Annotated in this window: 8 protein-coding genes and 1 pseudogene; 8 read left to right on the top strand and 1 reads right to left on the bottom strand. The window is 41.8% G+C overall.

The window, feature by feature from the left end:
* Window positions 1–323 precede the first annotated feature (323 nt).
* The 8 genes from OQ5_RS0119685 to OQ5_RS0119645 all read left to right on the top strand — a co-directional run bounded on the left by OQ5_RS0119685 (window position 324) and on the right by OQ5_RS0119645 (window position 8,296).
* Window positions 324–749 carry an ACT domain-containing protein gene (locus OQ5_RS0119685; RefSeq protein WP_016779138.1) on the top strand — a complete coding sequence of 142 codons (426 nt, stop codon included), beginning with the start codon at window positions 324–326 and terminating at the stop codon, window positions 747–749.
* A gap of 5 nt (window positions 750–754) precedes the next feature.
* Window positions 755–2,065 carry a phenylacetate--CoA ligase family protein gene (locus OQ5_RS0119680; RefSeq protein ID WP_026055420.1) on the top strand — a complete coding sequence of 437 codons (1,311 nt, stop codon included), beginning with the start codon at window positions 755–757 and terminating at the stop codon, window positions 2,063–2,065.
* An 866-nt stretch (window positions 2,066–2,931) separates the two neighbouring features.
* Window positions 2,932–4,278: an aminotransferase class I/II-fold pyridoxal phosphate-dependent enzyme gene (locus tag OQ5_RS0119670; protein WP_016779135.1), complete on the top strand. Its 1,347-nt coding sequence runs from the start codon at window positions 2,932–2,934 to the stop codon at window positions 4,276–4,278.
* Window positions 4,279–4,430: 152 nt separating this feature from the next.
* Window positions 4,431–4,664 (top strand): 4Fe-4S dicluster domain-containing protein, encoded by a 234-nt coding sequence (locus tag OQ5_RS0119665; protein ID WP_016779134.1) that lies wholly within the window; start codon window positions 4,431–4,433, stop codon window positions 4,662–4,664.
* A gap of 55 nt (window positions 4,665–4,719) precedes the next feature.
* Window positions 4,720–5,805, top strand: a complete 1,086-nt coding sequence (locus OQ5_RS0119660) for a 3-methyl-2-oxobutanoate dehydrogenase subunit VorB (RefSeq protein ID WP_026055419.1) — start codon at window positions 4,720–4,722, stop codon at window positions 5,803–5,805.
* Window position 5,806: 1 nt separating this feature from the next.
* Entirely contained in the window at window positions 5,807–6,574 is a 768-nt protein-coding gene (locus tag OQ5_RS0119655; protein ID WP_016779132.1) for a thiamine pyrophosphate-dependent enzyme, read from the top strand.
* Between the two features lie 19 nt (window positions 6,575–6,593).
* A complete protein-coding gene (locus OQ5_RS0119650) occupies window positions 6,594–7,148 on the top strand; it encodes a 2-oxoacid:acceptor oxidoreductase family protein (RefSeq protein ID WP_016779131.1) in 555 nt (184 codons plus the stop codon).
* 776 nt (window positions 7,149–7,924) lie between these two features.
* On the top strand, window positions 7,925–8,296 hold the full coding sequence (locus OQ5_RS0119645) for a hypothetical protein (protein ID WP_016779130.1): 372 nt from the start codon (window positions 7,925–7,927) through the stop codon (window positions 8,294–8,296).
* A gap of 40 nt (window positions 8,297–8,336) precedes the next feature.
* On the opposite strand, the pseudogene OQ5_RS23985 reads toward OQ5_RS0119645, so the two are convergent.
* Window positions 8,337–8,529, bottom strand: a pseudogene (locus OQ5_RS23985) (hypothetical protein); the annotation flags it as partial.

Here is an 8,529-nt window from a genome sequence, read left to right as displayed (position 1 = left end):
TTAATGAGGATGCATAAATTTAAAACAACACAGAGTTTGGCAATAAAGATGCTTTTTAGACCGGGCTCATAAGTTATTTCCCGGTTTTCCGCGGTAATTTGTGTCTGTCCATAAAGTACCATTTGCTGTGTTACGCTTGCCGCCGAAATACTCATTTACGAAAAGTAAACTGCGTTTTTGGCGGCTTCGCAAGCCTTGCAACTGGCACTTTCTAAACAGACACACATATATTGTGAAAAATTTTGGGAGTTTATAGACACGCATTAATTAGTTAATAATTTGTAAATTTCGCCCGTTTTATTCAAAAAAATAAATTCAAATCTATGATAATAAAACAGTTGTCGGTTTTTTTGGAAAATCGTGCCGGAAGGCTCAACGAGGTTTTTGGTATTCTCGGACAAGCGAACATTAACGTATCTGCATGCAGCGTTGCCGATACTTCTGAGTTCGGGATACTGAGAATGATCGTTTCCGACCCTGAGAAAGCACGTGCCATACTGAAAGAAAACCTTTTTTCGGTGAATGTTAACGACGTGATTTCATTTGCTACCCCCAACACGCCGGGGGCCCTTTCCAGAACACTTGAAATACTTTCGGATGCCGGTATCGGTATCGAATATCTTTACGGGTTCTCACCCGGTGACAAATCGTTTATTGTATTGAAAAGCGACAATATAGAAAAAGCAATTGAAGAACTTCAGAAACACGAAATGGAACTGATTTCGGCCAGTGATCTGTATAAATTTTAATCTTTATGGAACTATCGATATGGAACCGGCATTTTGAAACTATGCCTCGCGAACAGATGAGAGAAGTTCAAAGTGACCGGTTACGCGACACTGTTGAAAGGGTATATTATAATGTCCCGTATTACAGGGCCAAAATGCAGGAAAAGGGGTTGGGTCCGGAACATATCCAGACGGTTGATGATTTAAAACTTCTGCCTTTTACAACCAAACAAGACCTACGCGATAATTATCCTTTCGGTCTCTTTGCACTTCCTATGAGTGAAATAATCCGGCTTCATGCATCCTCGGGAACCACAGGACGACCAACCGTGGTGGGGTATTCCCGCCGCGATATTGCCGTGTGGTCGGAGGTGATGGCTCGTACCCTCACCGGTGCAGGCGTTGGCAAGAACGATTTTATACAGATTGCTTATGGGTATGGATTGTTTACCGGCGGACTGGGTCTTCATTACGGGGGCGAAAAAGTGGGTGCTTCGGTGATTCCCATTTCCGGCGGTAATACCAAACGCCAGTTGCAGTTAATGAATGATTTTGGCAGTACGGTTTTGGCCTGTACCCCCTCTTATGCTTCATATCTGGCTGAGGCCATTGAAGAGAGCGATATTGAGCGTGATGCGCTGAAACTTAAAGTCGGGATATTCGGGGCAGAACCATGGACAGACAACATGCGCCGGGAGATTGAAAAGAAACTCAGAATAAAGGCTTTTGATATATACGGACTGAGTGAAATCATCGGTCCCGGTGTTTCATTCGACTGTGAGTATCAAAACGGTCTGCACATTAATGAAGACCATTTTATTCCGGAAATTATCGATCCTGATACTTTGGAGGTTTTGCCCGAGGGTGAGCTTGGAGAATTGGTTTTTACCACTGTTACCAAAGAGGGACTCCCGATTATCCGGTACAGAACCCGCGATCTTACGCGCCTTCACTTCGATACCTGCCGTTGTGGAAGAACCCTGGTAAGAATGGACAAGTGTACCGGACGAAGCGATGACATGCTGATTATCCGTGGTGTAAATCTCTTCCCTTCGCAAATTGAAAGTGTATTGCTCGAGATGGATGAAACTACACCTCATTACCTGTTGGTTGTCGACCGCATTAACAATCTTGATACGCTTGAGTTGCATGTGGAAGTGGAGGACAGGTTTTATCAGGATAAGATCAGTGAGCTTCAAAATCTGGGTAAAAAAATTAAAAATCAGATTGAAAGTACCATAGGGCTTTCGGTTAATGTTAAACTGGTAGAACCAAAAACCATAGAAAGAAGCGAGGGAAAAGCTAAAAGAGTGATTGATAAAAGGAAAATGGAGTAGGGGGAGTTAACGTAAGAATGAGAGGGGAAAGGGGTGAGGTTGAGGTTGAGGTTGAGGCTGAGGCTGAGACTTCACCACAGATTCTTGCAAGCAAGCGGCAGAGCCGAGCGACACGGATCCTTTGCAAGCAAAGCGGCAGAGCCGAGCGTAAACAGATTATTCAATGATCAATGATCAATAATCAATGATCAATGATCAATGATCAATAATCAATGATCAATTACCAATTACCAATTGACAAACATACCAATTCTTGCAAGCAAGCGGAGGAACCGGGCGAACCGGGCGATTGAATTGATCAATTATATATATTGAAATACACCGTTAGACTTTTACAAATATCTGGTGATTAATTTTTTATACAATTATTGAGCGCGATATTAAAAGTATATTTTTGTCAAAATCAAGGCGTTTTAAATTTTTGCACCGGAGTTAACTCATTGTTAATGAGTATATAAAGATTTAAAATAACACAGAGTTTGGCAAAAAAGATGCTTTTTAGACAGGGCTCATTAATGATACAAACAACAACTCTCTTTTATAATAAAAACTTTGCGTCGTTGCGTCTCTGTGTTTAGGTTTTTTTTAACGGACTATGGTATCAACAGTCCGTTAAACTTTTACAATACGTTGCAAACCAATTGCTTGTGATTAAAAGGTTGTAGTTATTAAAATGCAGTATATCAAGATTATATGAAACGAGCATGGCAAGGGTTCCCACAACAAAAATATGTATAAATGCTTGCATGCTAGTTCCATCAGACCAATAACCTATACATAATTTATACTGATGAATCATCTTATATCTTATATCTAAAAATTTAACGATCTATTGTTGTATTGAACAGTTAAAAGATTCAACTATAATGACAAAAAGAAGTCCGTTTCCAATAAGCAAAGAAGTTGTTTTGCAACTTCGAGAAAAATTCGGAATTAACAGTTTGGCTTACTGCACCATTCGTCAGATTGTTCAGTTGGTTAACCGGTTGCAGGAAATGTTTGAGATAAAATTTATTCGAACGGAGATGGGCGTGCCCGGCCTTGATACTCCTGATATGGGAGTCAATGCCGAGATGGATGCTCTGAAGAGAGGAGTTTCGTCGGTATACCCACCCATTGAGGGGGTAAAAGAGTTGAAACAGGAGTTATCACGATTTGCAAAGTTGTTTCTTGATATCGACATTGATCCTGCCGGTTGTATTCCGACTGTAGGGTCGATGCAATCGTCGTTCGTCACTTTTATGGTAGCCAACCGGCGCGATCCTGAAAAGGATACTACCCTGTTTATTGATCCCGGGTTTCCCGTTCATAAACGGCAGGTTGTCCTGCAGGGGATGAAATACGAAAGTTTTGATATCTATAACTACCGGGGAGAAAAGCTTCGCGATAAACTCGAATCCTATCTTAAAGAGGGGCATATTAGTACTTTTTTGTATTCGAATCCCAATAATCCGGCCTGGATATGTTTTACCGATAAGGAGTTAAAAATAATCGGTGATTTGGCTAACAAGTATGATGTTATTGTGATGGAAGATCTGGCCTATTTCGGAATGGACTTTCGCAAAAATTACGGTGTTCCCGGTGAGCCTCCTTATCAGCCCACTGTTGCTAAATACACCGACAACTATGTGTTGCTCTTTTCAAGTTCCAAAATTTTCAGTTATGCCGGCCAACGCATCGGAAGCCTTTTGATTTCCGACAAGTTATTTTCCAGGCATTTTGACGGATTGGCCAAACTTTTTAACTCCGGCCGGTTTGGCATTGCCATTCTTCAGGATGCACTTTATTCTACAACTGCCGGCACTGCTCACTCTCCGCAGTTCGGATTTGCCGCATTGTTGAAAGCTGTTAACGACGGACGGTTCGATTTTGTTTCCTATGTGAGAGAGTATGGAGAGCGTGCCGCAATCATGAAAAAGCTGTTCGTTGAAAACGGATTTAAGCTGGTGTACGAAAAAGATGAGGAGCGGGATGTAGCCGACGGGTTTTATTTTACCGTCTGTTATCCGGGAATGACGGGTGAAGAATTGCTTTCAGAACTGATTCGCTATGGCATCAGCGCCATCACGCTGGATACTACGGGCAGCAGTCGCACAGAAGGACTCAGGATTTGTGTTTCACACACGGGGAAGAAGAGGATGAATGAATTGGAAGAGCGGTTGAAGCTATTTGCCGGGACTCGTGGACAGGAAGGAAATTTAAAATGCATATAAACAACCGTCTTAAGTGACTGATTTTTCAAAAGGTTACAAATCGTAATTTTATTTATTCGCTTTGTTTATAGGAAATAATGATAGGTGTCATAAGGCCGGGTTACAATTTTTATCTAAATTCGTAATAGAGTAAAAAATCAAACCGATTAGTTATGGCAAAAATGATAGGAACCATAGAGGTTGATATAGAAACCTGTAAGGGCTGTTCGCTTTGTGTGGAAGCCTGTCCGACCAATGTTATCGCTTTGGCCGACGAAGTCAACGGGAAAGGTTATAATTATGCATATATGGCCAATCCGGATGCATGTAACGGTTGTACCAATTGCGCATTGGTATGCCCCGATAGTTGCATCACCGTTTACCGAAAAAAAGTAGAAATGGTCTGATGCACTGTTAAAGAGAATGCTTAACAGAATTCAGAACTAAGAAATCATAAAGCCGATGAGTGAACTAAGGTTAATGAAAGGCAATGAAGCCATTGCCGAAGCAGCTATCCGCTGTGGTGCCGACGGATACTTCGGGTATCCGATTACCCCGCAGTCGGAAGTGATGGAAACGCTTATGGCCCTGAAGCCATGGGAAACAACTGGTATGGTGGTCTTACAGGCCGAAAGTGAAGTGGCCTCCATAAATATGTTATATGGAGGTGCAGGATGTGGCAAACGCGTCATGACATCTTCTTCCAGCCCGGGTATCAGTTTGATGCAGGAAGGTTTGAGTTATATGGCCGGTGCTGAATTGCCCTGCCTGGTTGTGAATGTGGTTCGTGGCGGCCCGGGACTGGGTACGATACAACCCGCTCAGTCTGATTATTTTCAGGCTGTTAAAGGAGGAGGACACGGCGACTACAAACTGATAGTTCTGGCACCCTCATCTGTTCAGGAAATGGCCGATTTTGTGGAACTGGCTTTCGACCTTGCATTTAAATACAGAAATCCTGCCATGATCCTTTCGGATGGAATGATTGGTCAGATGATGGAAAAGGTTGAATTAAAACCCCAGAAGAAGCGCTGGACAAACGAAGATATTGATGAGATGCATCCCTGGGCAACCACAGGGAAAAAGAAAGACCGGGAACGCAATATCATTACTTCTGTTGAACTGGACTCCGAAAAACACGAGGAAGCTAACAAGAGAATTCAGGCCAAGTACAAAGAGCTGCAGGAGAAAGAAGTGCGTTATGAAGCTATTGATACCGACGATGCCGAATATTTACTGATGGCTTACGGAAGCAGCGCAAGAATATCTTTAGCTGCGAAGGAAATTTTGCGGGCTAAGGGACTTAAAGTTGGTCTTCTCAGACCCATAACACTTTTCCCGTTCCCGGTGAAACAGCTGCAGAATCTGACCGGACAGCTTAAAGGTATACTGTCGGTTGAGATGAGCAGTGGCCAAATGGTGGAAGACATCAGGCTGGCCGTTGAAGGTAAAGTAAGAGTTGAACATTTCGGGCGTTACGGTGGTGTGGTTCACTCACCTGAAGAGGTAGCTAATGCGCTCGAACAAAAACTAACAGGAGGGAAATAGTATGGAAGCCGTGATCAATGAAATAAAAAAGCCTGAAAACCTGGTTTATGGTAAAACGAAGGTTCTGACCGATAATGTAATGCATTATTGCCCCGGATGTAGCCACGGGGTTGTCCATAAGGTTTTGTCAGAGATTATCGAAGAAATGGATATACAGGACCAGACAATTGGAGTGGCCCCTGTTGGATGTTCGGTTCTCATTTATAACTATATTGATATCGATTGGCAGGAAGCAGCTCACGGACGGGCACCGGCTCTGGCAACTGCCATGAAACGCCTGCGTCCCGACCGGTATATTTTTACCTATCAGGGCGACGGAGACCTTGCCGCTATTGGTACTGCCGAAACCATTCATGCCTGCAACCGGGGTGAAAATATAGTCATTATTTTTATTAATAACGGTATTTATGGAATGACCGGCGGACAAATGGCACCGACTACCATTGAGGGTATGAAATCATCTACCTGTCCATTTGGGCGGGAACCGGTACATGACGGAAATCCGTTGAAGATGACCGAATTGCTTGCACAGTTGCCGGGAACAGCCTATGTTACCCGTCAATCGGTTCATACGGCCGGCGCTGTTCGTAAGACTAAGAAAGCCATCCGAAAGGCTTTCGAAAAGCAAAAGGAGAATAAAGGTACTTCTGTTGTTGAAGTGGTTTCTACCTGTAATTCCGGATGGAAAATGACACCTGTCGAGGCCAATAAATGGATGGAGGAAAACATGTTCCCGTTCTATCCTTTGGGCGATATTAAAGATGTTTAATGTAAATTTGAACTAAACTATGAAAGAAGAAATCATAATAGCCGGTTTTGGCGGTCAGGGTGTTCTTTCCATGGGTAAAATACTTGCTTACTCGGGTGTAATGCAGAATATGGAAGTAAGCTGGATGCCGTCTTACGGCCCCGAAATGCGTGGTGGAACGGCTAATGTTACAGTGGTACTTAGCGATCATCGCATCAGTTCACCTATTTTGCATACATTTGATACCGCCATTATTCTTAATCAGCAATCGCTTGATAAATTTGAACCTAAAGTGAAACCCGGAGGGGTGCTTTTATACGATTCTAATGGTATTACCCGTCATCCTGAACGGGATGATATTAACATTTACCGGATCGATGCTACCGAAGAAGCTGCCAGGATGAAATCCACCAAGACTATGAATATGATCGTTCTTGGTGGTTATCTTAAGATCAAACCGATCGTTGAAATGGAGAATGTTCTGAAAGGACTGAAAAAATCACTTCCGGAAAGACATCATCATTTGTTGCCTATGAATGAAAAGGCCATTCAGCGTGGAAAGGAAATTGTCTTAGAGGTTTCTTTGGTTACTTAGTGCGTGTCTATAAACTTGCAAACAATTTTTACTTACAGCGTGTCTGTGAATAACAAATACTGTTTAAATTCCATAGCGTAAGGTTTGAAATGGGGTAGTCTTCCGGGCTGCCCTCTTTTTTGTTGAAGCAAGCAGCAACTTAAAAATTTTCACAATATGTGTGTTTTTTTTGGCATTGCTCCAAAAAGAAACAAAAAAGTCTGGTTCGTTTAAACCTATCCACCCGCATCAGGCTTAATTTCCAACTTACCCGCAAGGCCCTGAAGTCGCCCGTTAAGTTTTCTCGCAAACTGCCGTTAAACTTCTACCAATCTCTGATAATTTGTTTACTCAATCAATGGCGCTAATCACAACGCTCTAATAATAAAAACTTTGCGTTATTGCGTCTTCAGCGTTTAGGCATTTTTAACTGATCATTGAACCATGGAGCGTAGTGCAGGAATCCCCCTTGCCCAAATTCAAAAAAAAGTATTATCTTAACAAGGCAACTTGAGAAGGTCGTATTCCTCGAGTAAGTTTGACAAATTTTATACTTATGAAATGAGCATAGCAAGGATTACCATAATAGATCATTGGATTATTAGATTGTTAGGACTGTTAGAATTGTTAGATGATGTAATAACATATAACATTCTAACAACTTAACAACTCTAACAGCCGTAACAACATTATTAAATGTAAGATAAAATAAACATAGATAGATTTTCCACAATAAGAATATGTATAAATGCTTACATGCGAGTTCTACTATACCTTAATAAATAAACTTTATACGAATGAAAGAAGGCGAAATTTACTTGATGGATTTGGATTTTGAGTACAAAATGTGGAAAAACCATATCGATTGGTTTTTGCGCGATTTGAGTATTATCCGCAGCCGTAATGAAGAAATAGCCAACGGAAAAGGGAAGAAGGAACTCAATGCCGTGGAAGAGATGGTGATAGATGATTATGAAGATCAGTTGAAACGCATGTTGAAACGAATAAAAACACAGGAACAGGAAATGCAGTATTATAATAAAGATTTTCCTGTCACACCCAGGCATCAGTATGTCATCGAACATCTGGAACTCCGACGCCGAATGGAGCAGGTAACAAACGATGTGATAGCCAAAATTTCAGATTTAATAAAGGAATTGAGTATTTAATGCGGTGCAATTCTTTGTTCATGGTAAACAAATAATGGACTTACTTAGTGTCTGTCCATAAAGTGCCATTTGCTGTGTTACGCTTGCCGCCAAAATACTCATTTACGAAAAGTAAACTCCGTTTTTGGCGGCTTCGCAAGCCTTGCAACTGGCACTTTCTGAACAGACACACTAATTGTAAAAATTTTTTATGAATTTGTAGACGCGCACTACTTAGTGTCTGTCCATAAAGT

Origin of the sequence: Anaerophaga thermohalophila str. Valhall, assembly GCF_000250735.1 — a bacterium.
Lineage (GTDB): Bacteria > Bacteroidota > Bacteroidia > Bacteroidales > Marinilabiliaceae > Anaerophaga > Anaerophaga thermohalophila_A.
This window is presented reverse-complemented; position numbering and strand designations above follow the sequence as displayed.